At 51.8% G+C, this 16,157-nt stretch carries 17 protein-coding genes; 12 read left to right on the top strand and 5 right to left on the bottom strand.

What is annotated here, in order from left to right; all coding sequences use genetic code 11:
• Positions 1-29 precede the first annotated feature (29 nt).
• From terD to O1722_RS24435, 5 genes are read right to left on the bottom strand one after another with little or no spacing between them, the layout of a single operon-like run.
• Entirely contained in the window at positions 30-608 is a 579-nt protein-coding gene (terD, locus tag O1722_RS24455) for a tellurium resistance membrane protein TerD (protein WP_000116680.1), read from the bottom strand.
• A 48-nt stretch (positions 609-656) separates the two neighbouring features.
• Positions 657-1,697 carry a tellurium resistance membrane protein TerC gene (terC, locus tag O1722_RS24450; RefSeq protein WP_000255079.1) on the bottom strand — a complete coding sequence of 347 codons (1,041 nt, stop codon included), beginning with the start codon at positions 1,695-1,697 and terminating at the stop codon, positions 657-659.
• A gap of 22 nt (positions 1,698-1,719) precedes the next feature.
• Positions 1,720-2,175 carry a tellurite resistance TerB family protein gene (locus tag O1722_RS24445; RefSeq protein ID WP_000007449.1) on the bottom strand — a complete coding sequence of 152 codons (456 nt, stop codon included), beginning with the start codon at positions 2,173-2,175 and terminating at the stop codon, positions 1,720-1,722.
• A 22-nt stretch (positions 2,176-2,197) separates the two neighbouring features.
• Positions 2,198-3,355, bottom strand: a complete 1,158-nt coding sequence (locus O1722_RS24440) for a TerD family protein (protein ID WP_001054786.1) — start codon at positions 3,353-3,355, stop codon at positions 2,198-2,200.
• Complete coding sequence (locus tag O1722_RS24435; protein ID WP_000254137.1) at positions 3,355-3,936, bottom strand: tellurium resistance-associated protein TerZ; 582 nt, start codon at positions 3,934-3,936, stop codon at positions 3,355-3,357. Before O1722_RS24435 ends, O1722_RS24440 begins: the two co-directional genes overlap by 1 nt.
• Positions 3,937-4,256: 320 nt before the next feature.
• Here O1722_RS24435 and O1722_RS24430 point away from each other — a divergent pair, with 320 nt between their 5' ends.
• From O1722_RS24430 to O1722_RS24375, 12 genes are all read left to right on the top strand, one after another.
• Positions 4,257-5,315: an ATP-grasp domain-containing protein gene (locus tag O1722_RS24430; RefSeq protein WP_012695441.1), complete on the top strand. Its 1,059-nt coding sequence runs from the start codon at positions 4,257-4,259 to the stop codon at positions 5,313-5,315.
• A 9-nt stretch (positions 5,316-5,324) separates the two neighbouring features.
• On the top strand, positions 5,325-6,467 hold the full coding sequence (locus O1722_RS24425) for a phosphoribosyltransferase domain-containing protein (RefSeq protein ID WP_001280115.1): 1,143 nt from the start codon (positions 5,325-5,327) through the stop codon (positions 6,465-6,467).
• Positions 6,460-7,233 carry an HAD family hydrolase gene (locus O1722_RS24420; RefSeq protein ID WP_001040058.1) on the top strand — a complete coding sequence of 258 codons (774 nt, stop codon included), beginning with the start codon at positions 6,460-6,462 and terminating at the stop codon, positions 7,231-7,233. The genes O1722_RS24425 and O1722_RS24420 overlap by 8 nt, the downstream gene beginning before the upstream one ends.
• Before the next feature lies 1 nt (position 7,234).
• Entirely contained in the window at positions 7,235-8,314 is a 1,080-nt protein-coding gene (locus O1722_RS24415; protein WP_001585166.1) for a cysteine protease StiP family protein, read from the top strand.
• On the top strand, positions 8,314-9,270 hold the full coding sequence (locus tag O1722_RS24410; protein ID WP_011152965.1) for an HpcH/HpaI aldolase/citrate lyase family protein: 957 nt from the start codon (positions 8,314-8,316) through the stop codon (positions 9,268-9,270). Before O1722_RS24415 ends, O1722_RS24410 begins: the two co-directional genes overlap by 1 nt.
• Positions 9,271-9,280: 10 nt before the next feature.
• Complete coding sequence (locus O1722_RS24405) at positions 9,281-10,489, top strand: DUF4236 domain-containing protein (RefSeq protein WP_011152964.1); 1,209 nt, start codon at positions 9,281-9,283, stop codon at positions 10,487-10,489.
• A 17-nt stretch (positions 10,490-10,506) separates the two neighbouring features.
• Complete coding sequence (gene terW, locus O1722_RS24400) at positions 10,507-10,974, top strand: tellurium resistance protein TerW (RefSeq protein WP_001176767.1); 468 nt, start codon at positions 10,507-10,509, stop codon at positions 10,972-10,974.
• 462 nt (positions 10,975-11,436) lie between these two features.
• A complete protein-coding gene (locus tag O1722_RS24395; RefSeq protein ID WP_001253657.1) occupies positions 11,437-12,075 on the top strand; it encodes a vWA domain-containing protein in 639 nt (212 codons plus the stop codon).
• Positions 12,076-12,097: 22 nt separating this feature from the next.
• The gene (locus O1722_RS24390; protein ID WP_000116681.1) at positions 12,098-12,739 is read left to right on the top strand and encodes a TerD family protein; all 642 of its coding nucleotides are present in this window, start codon (positions 12,098-12,100) and stop codon (positions 12,737-12,739) included.
• The gene (locus tag O1722_RS24385) at positions 12,739-13,377 is read left to right on the top strand and encodes a vWA domain-containing protein (RefSeq protein ID WP_001253658.1); all 639 of its coding nucleotides are present in this window, start codon (positions 12,739-12,741) and stop codon (positions 13,375-13,377) included. Before O1722_RS24390 ends, O1722_RS24385 begins: the two co-directional genes overlap by 1 nt.
• Positions 13,378-13,461: 84 nt before the next feature.
• On the top strand, positions 13,462-14,502 hold the full coding sequence (locus tag O1722_RS24380; protein ID WP_001253656.1) for a TerY-C metal binding domain-containing protein: 1,041 nt from the start codon (positions 13,462-13,464) through the stop codon (positions 14,500-14,502).
• Positions 14,502-16,139, top strand: a complete 1,638-nt coding sequence (locus O1722_RS24375; RefSeq protein WP_000081059.1) for a PP2C family serine/threonine-protein phosphatase — start codon at positions 14,502-14,504, stop codon at positions 16,137-16,139. The genes O1722_RS24380 and O1722_RS24375 overlap by 1 nt, the downstream gene beginning before the upstream one ends.
• Positions 16,140-16,157 lie beyond the last annotated feature (18 nt).

Raw genomic sequence — 16,157 nt, 5'->3', positions numbered from 1 at the left:
CAGCCCCGGGTAGAAAAGTTACTTTTTGATCAGGACGCGTTAATGCCGTACTGAGCACATACAGATGCCAGACCACCAGCATAACCCTGACCTACTGCGCGGAATTTCCACTCACCATTGTGGCGATACAGCTCGCCGAACAGCATGGCAGTCTCAGTGGACGCATCTTCGGTCAGATCGTAGCGAGCAACTTCAGTCTGGTTATCGTCATTAACCAGACGAATAAACGCACCGGATACCTGACCAAAGCTCTGGCGACGAGCCTGAGCATCGTGGATGGTCACAACGAAGATGATCTTGTCAACTTCAGACGGGACGGCGTCCAGTTTAATTTTCAGCGATTCATCATCACCATCGCCCTCACCGGTGCGGTTATCGCCGGTGTGCGTTACGGAACCGTCGGATGACGTCAGGTTGTTATAGAAGATGAAATCTGAATCGCCGCGCACTTTGCCGTTTGAGGCCAGCAGGAATGCTGAAGCATCCAGGTCAAAGTCCTGACCGTCTGTTGAACGCGCATCCCAGCCAAGGCCCACCAGGACGTTTTTCATTGACGGAGCTGCTTTACTTAGGGAGACGTTCCCGCCTTTGGAAAGAGAAACACTCATAAAATAACCTCTTCGATTAGTAATTGTTCAGGTTAACACTTAAGGGGATTAACTCCCCTTTTCCTCAGATTCAGGTTTGCCCGGGAACATGACGCTTGCGAGAATGCCCAGCGCCAGTACACCCAGTACAACATACAGGCTGGTTGTTGCCGCGATGCTGTAACCATGATGCCAGATGTGATCGGTCGCATTCAGGCCGAGTTTTGCCGCGATGAAGAACAGCAGCACGATAACGGCCTTCTCCAGATGAACCAGGTACTGTTTCAGTGCCTCAAGGACAAAGTACAGAGTACGCAGGCCCAGGATAGCAAACATCATGGCACTATAGACGATAAGCGGTTCACGACTGACGGCAATGATTGCCGGTACCGAGTCAAACGCGAACATTACGTCCGAGAGTTCAACCACAGCCACACACAGGAACAGCGGGGTCGCATACAGCGCCGCTTTTTTACCACGGCCAATGGTGACATCGCTGTTTTCTGGTTTCGCCAGTTCAGCATCCACTTCCTTCTGGTTAAGCAGGAAGGCATGCCCTCTGAGCTTCGGCCAGATAGGGAAGAAGCGTTTAACCATGCGGTAAGCCAGATGCTGGGAGTAATCCTCAATTTCATCATCGTCATCACCGCTTTTAAGCATCATGACCGCTGTCCAGGCAACGATAATAGCGAAGACAACTTCAACATACGGCCCCAGACTCAGCAGGCTCGTACCGATGGCGACAAAGATGCCCCTGAAGACAATGGCACCAATGATCCCCCAGTAGAGAACACGGTGGCGATAACGATCCGGAACGGCGAACCAGGAGAAGATGGCCATCATGACGAACAGGTTATCGACCGACAGCACTTTCTCCAGCGCATAACCCGTGACAAACAGACTGGCAACCTCAGCACCGTGGTGGATATAGAGGAAACCGGCAAATGCCATCGCAACCACAACCCAGAATACGGACCAGAGCGCCGCACTCTTCAGCGAAATAGGCTTGTCATCACGGTGCATAAACAGGTCAATAAAGATGGCACCGACTGAAAGCGCAATAAAAACAATGACCGTTTCAGTCGGGAAGCCGATGTGTGTGGAAACCATATTTTACCCTTAGGGATGTGGATCAGAGGCCAAATTCAGCCGGGTCGAAGCCCAACGCGATAGCGATCTCGCGGGAGGCCAGTTTCTCGTCCTGATCGAAGTTACCGTCACTTTTCGCAACGGCAATACCAACACGTAAGGCCAGCTGAGCGGCCTCAGGCTGATCTTTCAGCGCCAGGATGTATTTCATGGTTTCGCCCTTGCCGATTTCAACATCGAAATCGAAGCTTGAAACCAGTTTATTGAAGAACTCAATCACCTCATTGGTATCGAAGACCTTCAGCTCTTCTGAAGAGCGCAGAAAGCCCATCATTTTCTGCTTTTCTTCCGAACTTACGCCGTCACTCGATACGGCAATACGGGCACATACAGCAACGGTGCCCTGCATGAATTTTTTGTTTTTGAAACGGCCAACCTGGCGGGTCAGTTCGTCACGGCCTGAGTTAATGGCACCTTTAACTTTGTCGAAAAAGCTCATACCTGTTTCCTTTGTTGCTGTGTTATTTAGAACCGGCGCTCCAGCGAAATCCCCAGCCAAATGCCCGGTCCATTTCGTCCTGGCCTTTGAAGTACTGGTTAATTCGCTCGACTTTAATTGCGCCGTTTTCGTTTACGAGTCTGGCAATGGCGCACAATGTGCGACGGTTTTCACCTTCGGTCAGGCGGGTCTCAATGGGCGGTTGATCCGGCACATGAATGGTGACCACACCATCAGTCTTGTCCCAGCTGGGAACACCTTCATAAATAAAGGCGTAAATCAGCACTTCGCGGATATGCTTCCATTCACGTCCATTGATATGCAGCCACTCGCCGTCTGATACATCACCCGTCCGGTCATCGCCCTTGAGCTGAACATACGGTTCATCGCGATAATCACCGAATGCATTACCGAGCGCCTGAATGACCGATTTATACCCGTCCTGAAGCTCAACAAAGGCCCCCAGATCCAGGTCGATTCCTTTGGAGCCGAACATGCCTGCAAAGCCTGATTTGCCGCTGCCCCGGTGCCAGTTCAGGTTGATCCGGATTTCACCGAAGTTATCCCGTTTGGTCAGGCTGATTGCAGGCTTCTCTTTTGTCAGCGATACCTTGCTCAGGCTGATTTTTGTCTCAACTGGCGGAGGGGTTACAACCGGAGGAGTCGGGGCTGCGGGAGCCGGTTCGTCGGCAATATTTACGCCGAAATGCTCTGCCAGCGGTTTAAGTCCACCGTTGAACCCCTGCGCAACGAAGCGGAATTTCCAGTCATTATTACGACGGTAAAATTCACCCAGAATTAAGGCTGCTTCCTGACGGCCGCTCAGTTCGACACTGCCGCTAACCAGGCCGGTAGCCCCTTGCTCCACGTCGATGGAAAGATTACGAAGACCGGACACCGTCTGCCCACCGTCACAGGTCACGGTGAACGCAATTTTCTGGACATCAGGTTTCAGCCGGTTGAGCGCGACAGTAAAGGTTGAGTACTGGCCTTCACTGACCAGGCTGACGGTACCATCATCGTTACGTGGCTGACCATAAAACACCATGTCCGCATCACCCTGCACCTTCCCGTCGGCATACAGGCGAAACGCCGAAGCATCCACCTGGCCGCCCGAGGTGATCCGGACCCGCAACTCCTGGGCTGGAACGGGGGCATTGCCCCCCGGCGTCAGGTTCATTAGCGAATAACCGCTGAAACGATATCGGAGTGCATATCGTCAATTGTGCGGCCGCGACAGGCATGGCCAAGGGCGGTAAAGTCCCAGTTGCCGTTATTACGGCGCAGCGAAGAAATAACGATCCCGGTATGTGAGCCCTGCTCAGTCAGCTTGTAGCGAGCCAGCTCTTTGCCGGTTTGATCGACAACGCGGCAGAACGCGTTTTCGACGTCATTGAACGACTGACCACGGAAGCTGTTTACCGTAAACGCCAGGTATTCAACGTTTGCAGGCAGTCGGGAGAGGTTGACATTAATCACCTCATCGTCACCGTCACCTTCACCGGTCAGGTTATCGCCACTGTGCACAACAGCGCCGCAGGTGGATTCCAGTTTGCGGAACCAGATGGTGTCAATTGTTTTACCGGTGCTGTCCATTAATACGCAGCCAGCATCGAGATCGATTGAGTCGTTGCCTCCAAACAATCCTCCAAGAAGACCTTTTTTCTTAACCGGATCCCAACCGAGACCGAAATGAAGCTGGCTTAATGCAGATGATTCTTTGCTGAGTGATACCGTCTGGTTCTTAACTAATGAAACCATGTTTTATTCCTTAAAATGGTAATGACCGAGACAATCAAAGGTATATTTAGTAACTGACGAAGAAAATCATATCATGATGAAGTTCTCTGACAAGGGAAATTTTGGTAGTTTTCTGTAAAAACACAAAAAGAAATCCTTTTCAGGGTGTTAATTTTCTAAGTTTAATTTAAATATCAATGTGTTATCAGGAATCCAAAAAACCTGACGCACTCCATAACCACAGGAGTTATTAATCATATTATGATTGACATGTAGCTTAGACACTCATAGACTCACTTCTCAATCATAAATTTGCATGGCGTTCCGGATAATTAAAAAAAATGAACAAGAAAATTTGGTTTATGGAAGGTTTATCCTCCCAGCGAGATATTATTCAGGGGGTAAAATCATTTGCAAAAAAAAATAATTTTGCCATTACCGTTTTTGCCTCCCACCGTAACGAAAGAAATGAAATCCTTTCCGTTGCCGACTATTCTTTGACTGAACCTGAAGATCCTCAAAAACGTCTTCAGTTTATCCAGGAAACCATTCAGTCCTACGGCATCCACCATATTCATACTGGCCGTAACAGCCAGTGGTTTGAAGAACACCGTTCAGCCATTGAATCGACCGGTGCCACCCTTACTACCGGTGCAACGGGCGTCGACTGGTTAACTCTGGCTGACGAAAAAGTTACTTTTGCTCAGTTTATGGAGCAAAAGGGTCTCCCGGTCGTACCATCCTGGCGGGTGAATACGCTGGCAGAATTAAAAACACACCTCGCGGCCCCGCCGTTCACTGACAGCCCGGTATGCGTGAAGCCGGTGACGGGTATCTATGGCATGGGATTCTGGCGCTTTGATGACAGTGCTTCGCCTATGGCCGTCTTTAATCATCCCGAACATCGTCTGGTCAGTCCGCAACAGTATATTGCAGCAGCATCAGCTGCTGAGTCGTTTAAACCCCTTGTTTTGATGCCGTACCTGCCAGGCCCGGAATTTTCCGTCGATATCCTCGCGGATAAGGGCGAAATACTCGCAGCCGTGGGACGCCGTAAGGAAGGGGTTATCCAGTATCTGGTAAACGAAGGAAGCGCCTGGGAACTGGCGTGTGACTGCGCCAGGGTTATGAAGGCCGACGGGCTGGTGAATGTTCAGACGCGAAACGATGTGAATGGCAACCCGGTGCTGCTTGAAACCAACATGCGTCCGTCAGGGGGGGTGGGTTATACCCTTCACAGCGGGGTGAACCTTCCTGGGTTATTTGCTGCCTTTAAGCTCGGTCTGATGTCTGAAGATATGGTGCGCCAGAGCGCTAAAAACACCTTTTCTCCGGTTGCGGTGAGATCCATTACGGATGTAATTGCATACCCGGAATCACTCTCTAACCTTCTGAATTAAGGCGTATTTATGTCTGATATCCTCGAAGATATGATTTATCGCCGTACCCTCTCATGCGGTACGATTCAGGTAACCCGCGACCAGGGTGAAGTTTCGCTCGATGACCTGTTTGACATCGCTGAAAGACGTAACCCGAAACGCGCCTTTCTGTTTGTCAGCAAAGTACTCGGCAGGCACATTCCCGTGCCACCCTCAGTCATGCGGCAGGCCTACAGACAGCTTGCCAGCCAGTTCCCCTCGACACTGACAGGACCCGTACTGTTTATCGGTATGGCTGAAACCGCCGTTGGGCTTGGGGCCGGTGTATTTGATGAAGTGCGCCACCAGCATCCTGAATCTGTCTATCTGACCTCTACCCGTCACCCGGTTGATGGCACGTTGCTTTGCGAGTTCAAGGAAGAACACAGCCACGCCACCGATCATCTGATCTATCTGCCAGATGATGAAGAGAAAAGACGTCGTGTTACCAACGCACGAACGCTGGTTTTGATTGATGACGAGGCAACCACCGGTAATACCTTTATTAACCTGCTTTCAGCCCTGCGTAATACCGGCAAGCTTCAACATATTGAACAGGTTATAGCCGTTACGCTTACCGACTGGAGTGGCAAAGCCTTGTCCGAGCGCAGCACCTTACCAGTCACTTCGGTTTCTCTTGTAAGCGGTAAGTGGGGATGGACCCCATTACCTGATGCACCTGTCCCGGACATGCCGAAAGTCAACGTAACTTCACGAGGAGAATGGGACATCCAGGGAAAACAGTCCTGGGGCCGACTGGGGATGCTCGCACCTGCGGCCGATCTCGGCCATGAGGTCTCCGTCCACAAGGGGGAACGTATTCTGGTTCTCGGGACCGGGGAATTCGTCTGGGAGCCGTTCCTGCTTGCTGAACGGCTCGAAGCTGCCGGAGCACAGGCATTTTATGGATCGACCACCCGCTCCCCTATCGCCGTTGGTTATGCCATTGAGTCCGCCATTTCCTTTACGGATAACTACGGGCTGGGCATCCCCAATTTTGTCTATAACGTCGCCCACCAGCAGTTTGACCGCATTCTTGTGTGTACTGAGACACCCGCAGAAAGTATTGACACGCAGCTTCTTAAAGCGCTGGCTGAGGTTGCGGCCGTCGTGGAGATTGTTACCTATGAATAAACCCGTTGTTCTGAGCGACCTTGACGACACGCTCTTTCAGACCCGTCGTAAAATGGTGGACGAGCTGGCCCTGGAGCCATTCCGTACCGGTGCCGTTGATCGCACCCTGAATCCACGAAGCTTTATGACGGAAGAACAGTCCATGTTGGTGGACTGGCTCCTGGAGCAGGCTGAACTCATACCCGTTACCGCACGGGGAACTGAAGAAATCAGCCGCGTACGGATCCCTTTCCACTCCTGGGCAATCACCACTCACGGGGCCGTCATTCTCACGCCAGAAGGCAAACCCGACGAGGAGTGGAAGGCCCATATGCTCGGCCAGCTGGCTCCCTATCAGGAAAAGCTGACATCGATGCAGCGTCTGATCACTGAAATGATGGACGCAAAAGGGATCAATGCCTGGGCAAGGCTGAACTTCGAATACGGTGAAACGGCGGTTTATATGGTGATGAAGCACCGCGACAGCACCCGCCTTGACGAGCTCAATGCCATTGCAGATGAGATAGAAACGGTGTTTCCGACCGAGGGCTTCTACATCCACCGCAACAGTAATAACGTGGCCTGGCTTCCCACCGCGGTTGAGAAAGGGCTGGCAGTCAGATGGCTTCTTGAAAAACTTCGGGCTGAACGCGGAGTCTTCCCCGTAATTGGTCTGGGCGACAGCCTGAGCGATCATCGTTTTATGAAACTGTGCAGCTGGTTTGGCATCCCGCGTCAGAGTCAGTTTGCAGATGCCATTTCACAGCGAATTTTTGGAGAAAATTAAAATGCAGCCACATGACACATTTACCGGCTCATACCAGCCCGGTGACGTGGAATTTCTGCTAAAGCCGGTAGTCATTGAGATGACGCCGGTTGAGCAAAAAGAAGAGCTGATTCAGTCAGGGAAGAAACATTATTCGGACATGCTCAGTCAGGAGCCAGCGCCAACACAATGGCATCTTGATTTGTTTCACCGGGCGCTGGATCGGGGCGCAGAGAGACTTGCAAAAGAAGTCACACAGCTCGCTATTGCTCTGGCCGAACGCTTCGGTGATGAGCCCATTGTACTGGCCAGTCTCGTCAGAGCTGGCGTGCCGCTCGGCGTTATGCTGCACCAGGCCCTGCGTGACATGGGGAAAACCTCATGGCATTACGGTATCAGCATTATCCGGGATCGTGGAATTGACGGTGCAGCCCTCGACGTCATTGAAGAGCGCCATGGTACCAGCGGTATTGTCTTTGTTGACGGATGGACAGGTAAAGGCGCAATTACCGGAGAGCTTGTACGCGCACTGAAAGATCGCCCGGGCTATCCTGAGCAGCCGCGACTGGTTGTCCTGGCCGATCCCTGTGGCTGCTCCTGGCTTGCAGCCAGTGATGATGACTGGCTCATTCCTTTTGGCATCATGGGTGCGCCGGTATCAGGCCTGATCTCCCGGTCAGTATGGTCCTCTGAAGGATTACATGGGTGCATGGTTTGCGAGCATCTCAGTGAATTCGAATGCAGCCGGATGCTTGTCGATACCGTCGCCCATTTCCGTAAGAAGTTAACCCCGTCATCCCTCGCTACCCTGAGCTGGAATATGGAGTCAGCCCGGGTCTTATGGCAGACAAGTCGCGACGTTATCGCGTTCCTGGCCGATGAATTTAAAGTGGACAGCGTCAATCGTATTAAACCCGGTATTGCTGAAGCAACCCGGGCTGTATTACGTCGGGTACCGGACCATGTATTTGTGCGTTCTATTGACGACCCGGACGTTGCCTTGCTTGTAGGGCTTGCTCGTGAAAAGGGAATAGTTGTTACAGAAATGGGGGGAACCCTCGGCCAGTATCGGGCTGTAACCATTATCAAGAAGGTACTCTGATGAAAAATCGTCTTTCTCCCTGGAATCTGGGAGCCACGCTATACATGCCTGCAACACGGGAAGATATTGCTGATGCCGTCCTGCACGGGAAAATCCCGGGTTTGCGCTCTCTGGTGATTTGCCTGGAGGATGCTGTCAGTGAAGCAGACATCCCCATCGCCCTCAAAAATCTGGAGCACCTGCTGCACGAGCTCAGTAACAGCATGCGTAGCCTGGGTAAAAATGACTGGCCTCTGGTGTTCATTCGCCCTCGGCATGCCGAAATGGGCAGATGGTTAAAAGCGCATTATGATCTTTCCGCTGTCGATGGGTTTGTGTTGCCGAAATTTACCCTCAGTTCGTTAGCTGAATGGTGGGATATCATGGGCGGGACTCACCTGTGCATGATGCCAACGCTGGAAACAGAAGACGTCTTTGACGTGGTTCAGATGCGCGAGCTGGCCACTCGCCTGGTGGAACATCCCTGCCACGACCGCATTATTGCGCTTCGAATCGGCGGCAACGATCTTATGAACGTTGTGTCGCTTCGCCGCCCCCGGGACCTGACGCTGTATGACAGCCCGATGGGCTACGTCATCAAAATGCTCGTTTCAGTCTTCGGCCCGCGTGATTTTGCCCTGACCGCGCCCGTATGTGAGCATATTGACGATCATGCCGTTATGGCCAGAGAGCTGGCTCTTGATATGGCACATGGGCTTGTTGGGAAAACGGCCATTCACCCGGGTCAGATAGAGGTCATTCAAAACGCGCTGATGGTCACTCAGGGTGAGTATTCTGACGCTCTGCGGATCCTGAACTCTACCCAGGCCGTGTTTAAGTCGCAGGGAGCAATGTGTGAACCCGCCACACATCGCCGCTGGGCGGCTGGCATTCTGGACAGAGCTCGTTTTTATGGGTTACAGAACGAGCAAAGCGCTGATGGAATCAGATTACTTACCGTGACCCAGCATCATTAAGGAAATCATAATGGGGTTCAGGTTCAGAAAGTCGATCAACATTATTCCTGGCGTTCGCCTCAACCTGAGTAACGGTGCACCGAGCCTGAGTGTCGGGCCGAGAGGTGCTTCCGTTTCTTTTGGTAGCCGGGGGACCTATGCCAATCTGGGCTTGCCCGGTACCGGGCTGAGTTACCGTACCCGGCTTGACCGGGCCGCGCGTTCCGGAGGTGGAAACCGGACGGCAACCGACCCGGGGCTCAGACAGGCGCTTGAGCAGGAAGCCGCTGAACTCATGTCAGCGGTAACCGCAATCCGTAATATTCACGAGCTGACGCCGGATCCAAAAACAGGCATCAGCTGGGCAGAGCTGGAAGCAGTATACCTGCATAACAGAACGTCGCCTTTTCAGGTTCCGGCACCGGTGCGTCCAGAAAAGCCAGACTACCTTGCATTGCCGGAAAAGCCTGCCGAGAGCGAAGGCATTAGTTTTCTGGGTAAATGGTTTGAATCGGAATCAGCTAAAGCTGAGCGCCACGCCGAAAATCTTCGCCGGTGGCAGCAGGAGCTGATTGATGTGGAGCGTGAGAATACCCTTCGACAGCACCGGTACCAGCAACAACGGACGGCCTGGGCCGAACAGTATGCAAACTGGAAGTTTGAAGCAGAAGAACATGAAAAACGGCTCGCCACGGCTCAGGCAGATGCCCGGCAGCAGTTCCGGACAGACGCCGCGTTTTTCGAATCATACCTGGCGGGTGTGCTGGCAGAAACTGAATGGCCGCGTGAAACGATTGTTGCATTTGAAGTAAAGCCGGAGCTATCAGCAGTCCTGCTGGACGTTGATTTAGCTGAGATTGAAGATTTCCCTGATAAGATTTACGGCGTTAATGCCCGGGGCACGGAGCTGACGGAAAAAGCCATGACGCAAAAAGCCGTACGCGAAAACTATGCCCGCCACGTCCATGGCTGCTTGTTCCGCCTGGTCGGTATCGTTTTACATACGCTACCTTTCGACAACGTGATTGTGTCAGGCTTTACGCAACGGGTCAGTAAGCGGACCGGCTATCTGGAGGATGAGTATATCCTGTCCTGCAAATGCACTCGCAGCCAGATGTCGTCAGTAAATTTTGCAGGCATAGAACACATTGATCCGGTTGAAGCGTTAGGCGATCACCCGGTTATTCGAAAGATGAGCAGTACCTTCATTTTTCAGCCTATTGAACCACTAACCCTTTAAGCAGGCTAAATCTTACGATGCAATTAAATACCAGACAGGCCCGGATTTTTAAGCTTGCCAACTTACTGGGCACCGGCAAGCCCGTTTCCGCTGCCGACATTATAACCAGTCTGGAATGCTCAGAGCCGACATTAACCCGGGCCCTCAAAGAGCTACGCGAGTCATATTCTGCGGAGATCAAATACAGCAAGGCAGGTCATTCCTACCATCTCGTTAATCCGGGCCAGCTGGATAAAAAGACCCTTCGCCGGATGAATGAAGCGCTCGCACAGAATGCTGAACTGAAAACCGGTGAGTCTACAGGGAAGGTCGTACTCGATAAGGATAAAAAAACAGCCGTGTCCTTATCGCTACGCATGCGGATCTTAAGAAAAATTGACCGTCTGGCTGCGCTGAGTGGCTCGACCCGAAGTGAAGCGGTAGAGAAGCTGGCTCTGCACTCCGTTGACGAACTGATAAAAGAATACAGCGCTAAAAAGTCCTGACGCTAAATCTCAGACCGGGGTGAAAACCCCGGTTTTGTCATATTTTACCTCTGTATTGGCGTGACGTAGTTTTGATCTATTCTCCTCCCGCAATGCCAGCAGCGCCTTACTGACTACAAAACCTGGTGTCTTGACATCCTCTTGTGCTACACATCAATCTTTGGGCGTTTTACACTCCATTCATGCAGATCTGTGATGTATGATGAATTTCATACATAAGACAGTTTATTTGTCCGAGTTTTTTCAGAAATCTTATATTCCAGTCCGGTCTGAATTATTTTTCTGTTGATAAGAGGCCATTCACATGTCGGTAATTCTATGGTGGTTAACTTATTTCTTTAATGCCGCTTCTGAGTATTTAATCTCCACCCGACAGATGTCGTGCCGTTTTATCAAATCAACAAACCCTGGCCTCTTCCTGAAACTACTCTCCTCTTCCGATCTCTTAAGAAGGAATTACATTTGAGACGCTTACCCGTATATCTGCTACTCGACACGTCCGGCTCTATGCACGGAGAGCCTATCGAAGCGGTTAAAAATGGCGTTCAGACGCTGCTTACCACGCTGAAACAGGATCCGTATGCACTCGAAACGGCTCACGTGTCAGTGATCACCTTTGATTCTTCAGCCCGACAGGCAGTCCCCCTGACAGACCTCCTGAGTTTCCAGATGCCAGCACTAACAGCCAGCGGCACCACGTCTCTTGGCGAAGCGCTTTCCCTCACGGCCAGCTCCATTGCCAAAGAAGTACAGAAAACGACGGCTGACACTAAAGGTGACTGGCGTCCCCTTGTATTCCTGATGACGGATGGAAGTCCGAATGATGACTGGCGTAAAGGCCTGAATGACTTTAAAGCGGCCAGAACCGGCGTTGTTGTGGCATGTGCAGCCGGGCATGATGCCGATACCAGCGTCCTCAAAGAAATCACTGAAATCGTGGTTCAGCTCGATACAGCTGACAGTTCGACGATTAAAGCTTTCTTTAAATGGGTCAGTGCGAGCATTTCGGTAGGCAGTCAGAAAGTGGAGTCCAGCAAAAAAGAAGTGATCGGTCTTGAAGACCTGCCACCGCCGCCGCCAGAAGTAAATGTGGTCTTATAATTTTATTGATTAAGGGGATATCATGTCTGTCAGTCTGAGCAAAGGCCAGGGCGTAAGCCTGAAAAAAAATGAATACGATCTCTCGTCCGTTACTATCGGCCTCGGTTGGGATATTAATGAGGAAAAGAAAGGTTTTCTCGGCGGGATCTTTGGTAAAAAAGAAGAAGAATACGACCTTGATGTGATCGCTTTCCTGTGTAATTCAGCCGGAAAGGTGACCGATCTCGGCAATGTGGAAAATGGTAAACCAACGCTTGTGAATGGCGATATCATCTTTTTCAACAGCCTTCGCCATAAGTCAGGCAATATCTGGCTGACGGGCGATAACCGAACCGGAGCCGGTGACGGTGACGATGAGCAAATTATTGTGCGCCTGAATTCCCTTGACGCTCAGTACGAGAAAATTGTGTTCATCGTTCAGATCTACAATGGTGAAAAGCTCCAGCAGCACTTTGGTAAAGTTCAGAATGCCTTCATCCGGGCAGTAGATGCCCGTAATATTGAAATGGCACGATTCGATCTTTCTGGCGGACCCGCCTTCGCCAGCCAGCGCTCCATGGTCTTTGCCGAGCTGATACGCGAGGCTACAGGCTGGAAACTCAGGGCAATTGGTGAGCCTTCAGAATCAGATTCGTTTGTCTCGCACCTGAGGAATTACATGTGATGCGCCGCCTGCCTGTTTACCTTGTTATCGACACATCCGGCTCGATGCGCGGTGAGTCAATCCATTCCGTTAACGTTGGAATTCAGGCGATGCTTAGCGCTCTTCGCCAGGATCCCTACGCCCTCGAAAGCGTTCATATCTCCATTATCACCTATGACAATGAGGCGCGTGAGTTCATTCCTCTCACGCCGCTGGAAGACTTCCAGTTTTCTGACATCGTTGTGCCAAGCGCAGGCGGGACGTTCACCGGTGCTGCCCTTGAATGTCTGATGCAGTGTGTTGAACGGGATGTACGTCGCTCAGATGGTGATACCAAAGGAGACTGGCGTCCTCTGGTATTCCTGATGACTGATGGAACCCCTTCTGATGCCCTGGCGTACGGTGAAGCGGTAAAAGCGATTCGCGGCCGGGGATTCGGATCCATCATTGCCTGCGCCGTTGGTCCTAAAGCAGGCCATGAGCACTTAAAACAGCTCACCGATAAGGTTGTGTCTCTGGAGACGCTAGATTCAACCGCGTTTGCAGGTTTCTTTAAATGGGTATCGGCCAGCGTGTCTTCCGGCAGCACAAGCGCGGGGATTAATAACGGAACTGATACCCTTCCCCCTCCTCCACCAGAAATCCAGCTGGTGCTCTGACAGACAGAAAGGTGCTGTTTCCGGGCAGCACCTTTCTGTACAGCAACGTTTTCTGCTGGCCGTACCAGCCGTACGAGGAAAATTATGAGACGCCTTCCCGTGTTTTTTGTCCTGGACTGTTCAGAGTCCATGATTGGTGAAAACCTGAAAAAAATGACTGATGGTCTGCAAATGATCGTCGGAGATTTAAGAAAGGATCCACACGCACTTGAAACAGCCTGGGTCTCGGTAATCGCATTTGCCGGTGTAGCCCGTACGATTGTACCTCTTCACGAAATTGCCTCGTTCTACCCTCCCCGCCTTCCCGTTGGCGGCGGTACGAGCCTTGGAGCTGCATTGCGTGAGCTGACCGTGCAAATTGATACCCAGGTCAGAAAAACCACTCATGAGGCTAAAGGCGACTGGAAACCCGTCGTGTATCTCCTTACCGACGGACGTCCGACTGACGACACAACCGCAGAAGTGAAGCGCTGGAAGGATCACTACGCGAGTAAAGTGAATCTCATTGCCGTTGGCCTGGGGCCGTCAGCGGACCTGAATATCCTGCGGCAACTGACAGAGAATGTCATGCTGTTCACCGAATCTCAGGAAGGGGACTTTACCCGCTTCATCAAATGGATCACGGCCTCGGTTACGGCGCACAGCCGCAGCGTCGGGGACGACAAACAACCTGAGCTCAGCCAGACTGAATACATAGTCCGGCTGGCCAAGGACGAGCCAGTAAAAGCGTACGACGAAAACTGCGTTACGCTTACCGGCCGTTGCAGCAAGACCCGTCGTCCGTACCTGATGAAGTATGAACGGCCACCAGCAAGGGTTTCCGGGCTCGATTTCAGTCTGAACCTGAACAGCTTTAATATTGCCGGATGCTATCCCATCGATGAGGACTATTTTGCGTGGTCAGATGCCACCGCTACCGGTTTGCAGGTAAATACCAGCGAACTGCATGGCGTACCGGGTTGCCCCCACTGCGGTAATGCCAGTGCGTTTGCCCTGTGCTCATGCGGAAAGTTGCTGTGTATTGACGGCCCGGATGACGTGATCTGCCCGTGGTGTGAAACAGGCCTGTCATTCAGCAATGATGGCGGAAACACTAACTTCGACGTAAACAGAGGGAGAGGTTGATGTCGCAAAATGCTTTACTTGAAGAGAAGATTATCCGCTTAGTTCTGTCTGAGCTGGGCCACCCTGTTGAAGGTGAGCGGCTTTTACTTCTATCGCAGGACCCATCCCTTACCGAAGAAATTATGCGGCTTAAAGAGCGGATTGAGAGCCTTGCACAGGGTTTATCTGCGCGGGTTAGCGAAGGTGATAACGACGCAGAGATTGCCGCCTCGTCAGCATCCAGTCTTTCCGATCAGCAACAAACGGTCGTAAGTGTTGCTGATAACCCGGGCATTGACGCTACCGATACATCAGCACTGCAACCCCTGCCAGAAAATGAGCCTCATCCTCCGTTCTGGAAGCTGATGCCTTATTACGAATTTGATAAACCAGCACAGAGGGAAGACGAAAACCTGTCTTCCCTGGTATTAAAACCCGGGCAGATACCGACAGGCCAGCAGCGGGCCAGCTTAGCTGTGCCACCTGCCGTTCCCCCGAGAGCTAAAATAACGATCCCCAACGCCCGCGCAGGCGAACGTTTCTCTTCGCCGGTTGCTATCGTTCTGGGTGAGGGCCAGCAGGCTACTGTCAGGGACGTTGTCTTTCCCCGGAACATTGGCCTGTCTTTTGACAAAGAACAGGAGTTGCTGACAGGTACTCCCACCGAAAGCGGCGATATAGAGCTTTCAGTAATCTGGTCATGCACGTCGCACGACGAATGTGAAACAAAACAGCTATTTATAATCAATCCCGATCCGAGAAGCCTGTGGAAGGTGGTAGAGCCACCAGCAGACGCTCCCTACCCTAAGTCCCATCTGGACGCTGCTGGCCTGGTCAGGGGTGATATACGTATTGCTGCCGCCAGTCGCCGGGGACGCTCTCATGAGCATGCCGGAAGCTTCAGAGATGACGACTTCTACATCAACCACTGCCAGGAAACAGGATGGTCTGTCATGCTGGTCGCAGACGGAGCCGGTAGTGCGGTAAATTCCCGGGAAGGCTCCCGGATTGCAGTCAAAACGGCTGGCGATTACCTTTTAAATCAGCTCAGTGGTGTGAAAGGCGTCCATTTAAAGCAGCACATCACGGCGTGGGAAGGGAGCGATCAGCAGGCAACAATAAACGCCATGCTTCATCATTTTAAACAGGCAGCTACGCTCGCGGTCAACAGTATCCAGAACGAAGCCATTTGTGCAGAACAACCTGTGAAATCCTATTCAACAACCCTTCTGGCAACTGTAGCGCTACGAACTGATAACGAGCTGTTTGCGGCTGCATTCTGGCTTGGTGATGGTGCGATAGGTGCATACAGCCCTTCCGGTAAAGTCAGGATACTGGGAAATCCCGATAGCGGAGAATACGCAGGACAAACCCGTTTCCTTGACCAGAGCATTATCGCAGACCCCTCGTTTAGCGGCCGCATCAGCGTGGGTAAATGGAATGATGTATCTCACTTGATCCTCATGACAGACGGCGTCTCAGACCCTCTGTTTGAGACGGATAATGGGCTTCGCAGTGACGAAAAATGGACCCGTCTCGTTGATGAGCTCAACCCTGTCCTTACAGACGCCAGTATTGCGCCTGAGAGGTTAGGCGACTGGCTTAACTTTTTCTCCACAGGGAACCATGATGACCGCACTATTGCGGTGTTGTGGTAAGGGATACGCTTTTTCGGT

The sequence above is a fragment of the Enterobacter cloacae complex sp. HYC003_NIDB genome (genome assembly GCF_056673375.1).
Note: the sequence above shows the minus strand (reverse complement) of the source record. Positions and strands in the feature narration are given on the sequence as shown.

Excerpts from the sequence above, each read along its gene's own strand:
- O1722_RS24440 (WP_001054786.1), bottom strand. The coding sequence starts at position 3,355 with ATGAACCTGACGCCGGGGGGCAATGCCCCCGTTCCAGCCCAGGAGTTG.
- O1722_RS24385 (WP_001253658.1), top strand. The coding sequence starts at position 12,739 with ATGCGCCGCCTGCCTGTTTACCTTGTTATCGACACATCCGGCTCGATG.
- O1722_RS24435 (WP_000254137.1), bottom strand. The coding sequence starts at position 3,936 with ATGGTTTCATTAGTTAAGAACCAGACGGTATCACTCAGCAAAGAATCA.
- O1722_RS24415 (WP_001585166.1), top strand. The coding sequence starts at position 7,235 with ATGCAGCCACATGACACATTTACCGGCTCATACCAGCCCGGTGACGTG.
- O1722_RS24425 (WP_001280115.1), top strand. The coding sequence starts at position 5,325 with ATGTCTGATATCCTCGAAGATATGATTTATCGCCGTACCCTCTCATGC.
- terD (WP_000116680.1), bottom strand. The coding sequence starts at position 608 with ATGAGTGTTTCTCTTTCCAAAGGCGGGAACGTCTCCCTAAGTAAAGCA.
- O1722_RS24445 (WP_000007449.1), bottom strand. The coding sequence starts at position 2,175 with ATGAGCTTTTTCGACAAAGTTAAAGGTGCCATTAACTCAGGCCGTGAC.
- O1722_RS24375 (WP_000081059.1), top strand. The coding sequence starts at position 14,502 with ATGTCGCAAAATGCTTTACTTGAAGAGAAGATTATCCGCTTAGTTCTG.
- O1722_RS24390 (WP_000116681.1), top strand. The coding sequence starts at position 12,098 with ATGTCTGTCAGTCTGAGCAAAGGCCAGGGCGTAAGCCTGAAAAAAAAT.
- terC (WP_000255079.1), bottom strand. The coding sequence starts at position 1,697 with ATGGTTTCCACACACATCGGCTTCCCGACTGAAACGGTCATTGTTTTT.
- O1722_RS24405 (WP_011152964.1), top strand. The coding sequence starts at position 9,281 with ATGGGGTTCAGGTTCAGAAAGTCGATCAACATTATTCCTGGCGTTCGC.
- O1722_RS24430 (WP_012695441.1), top strand. The coding sequence starts at position 4,257 with ATGAACAAGAAAATTTGGTTTATGGAAGGTTTATCCTCCCAGCGAGAT.
- terW (WP_001176767.1), top strand. The coding sequence starts at position 10,507 with ATGCAATTAAATACCAGACAGGCCCGGATTTTTAAGCTTGCCAACTTA.
- O1722_RS24410 (WP_011152965.1), top strand. The coding sequence starts at position 8,314 with ATGAAAAATCGTCTTTCTCCCTGGAATCTGGGAGCCACGCTATACATG.
- O1722_RS24420 (WP_001040058.1), top strand. The coding sequence starts at position 6,460 with ATGAATAAACCCGTTGTTCTGAGCGACCTTGACGACACGCTCTTTCAG.
- O1722_RS24380 (WP_001253656.1), top strand. The coding sequence starts at position 13,462 with ATGAGACGCCTTCCCGTGTTTTTTGTCCTGGACTGTTCAGAGTCCATG.